Genomic DNA, 1,617 nt, shown 5'->3' with positions numbered 1-1,617 from the left:
TTTCCTTAGAAAGGAGGTGATCCAGCCGCACCTTCCGATACGGCTACCTTGTTACGACTTCACCCCAGTTATCAGACCTGCCTTCGGCGGCTCCTTCCTTTCGGTTAGGTCACCGACTTCGGGCATTTCCGACTCCCATGGTGTGACGGGCGGTGTGTACAAGACCCGGGAACGTATTCACCGCAGCATTCTGATCTGCGATTACTAGCGATTCCAGCTTCATGTAGTCGAGTTGCAGACTACAATCCGAACTGAGACGTTATTTTTGAGATTCGCTCTGCCTCACGACTTCGCTTCTCTTTGTTTACGCCATTGTAGCACGTGTGTAGCCCTGGTCATAAGGGGCATGATGATTTGACGTCATCCCCACCTTCCTCCGGGTTATCCCCGGCAGTCTCTCTAGAGTGCCCATCTTACTGCTGGCTACTAAAGATAAGGGTTGCGCTCGTTGCGGGACTTAACCCAACATCTCACGACACGAGCTGACGACAACCATGCACCACCTGTCTCCTATGTACCGAAGTACTAACGGCATTGCCCGTTATTCATAGGGATGTCAAGACCAGGTAAGGTTCTTCGCGTTGCTTCGAATTAAACCACATGCTCCACCGCTTGTGCGGGTCCCCGTCAATTCCTTTGAGTTTCATTCTTGCGAACGTACTCCCCAGGTGGATTACTTATTGCGTTTGCTGCGGCACCGATGGGTCATACCCACCAACACCTAGTAATCATCGTTTACGGCGTGGACTACCAGGGTATCTAATCCTGTTTGCTCCCCACGCTTTCGAGCCTCAACGTCAGTTACAGTCCAGTAAGCCGCCTTCGCCACTGGTGTTCCTCCTAATATCTACGCATTTCACCGCTACACTAGGAATTCCACTTACCTCTCCTGCACTCTAGTCCTACAGTTTCCAAAGCAGTCCCGGGGTTAAGCCCCGGGCTTTCACTTCAGACTTGCAAAACCGTCTACGCTCCCTTTACACCCAGTAAATCCGGATAACGCTTGCCCCCTACGTATTACCGCGGCTGCTGGCACGTAGTTAGCCGGGGCTTCTTAGTCAGGTACCGTCATTTTCTTTCCTGCTGATAGAGCTTTACATACCGAAATACTTCTTCACTCACGCGGCGTTGCTGCATCAGGGTTTCCCCCATTGTGCAATATTCCCCACTGCTGCCTCCCGTAGGAGTTTGGGCCGTGTCTCAGTCCCAATGTGGCCGTTCACCCTCTCAGGCCGGCTACTGATCGTCGCCTTGGTGGGCCGTTACCTCACCAACCAGCTAATCAGACGCGGGTCCATCTTGTACCACCGGAGTTTTTCACACTGCTTCATGCGAAGCTGTGCGCTTATGCGGTATTAGCAGTCGTTTCCAACTGTTGTCCCCCAGTACAAGGCAGGTTACCCACGCGTTACTCACCCGTCCGCCACTAACTTACATATCGCTAGGCTTCAATGTAAGTCCGTTCGACTTGCATGTGTTAGGCACGCCGCCAGCGTTCATCCTGAGCCAGGATCAAACTCTCATGTTAAAATGGTGTTTGTGTCCTGCCAGTTTTATCTGGCATTGTTTACTGTTAATTCGGGTAGCTTCTCGATCTTTCGATCGATCTGCTTGTTC

1 rRNA gene is annotated in these 1,617 nt (G+C 51.9%); it reads right to left on the bottom strand.

The features are described 5' to 3' along the window. Positions 1-9: 9 nt before the first annotated feature. A 16S ribosomal RNA gene (locus FYJ59_RS13805) occupies positions 10-1,528 on the bottom strand. Positions 1,529-1,617 lie beyond the last annotated feature (89 nt).

This window comes from Waltera intestinalis (assembly GCF_009695995.1).
In the GTDB taxonomy this organism is placed as follows: domain Bacteria; phylum Bacillota; class Clostridia; order Lachnospirales; family Lachnospiraceae; genus Acetatifactor; species Acetatifactor intestinalis.
The sequence above is the reverse complement of the archived record's forward strand: the minus strand, read 5'-3'. Positions and strand labels throughout refer to the sequence as shown.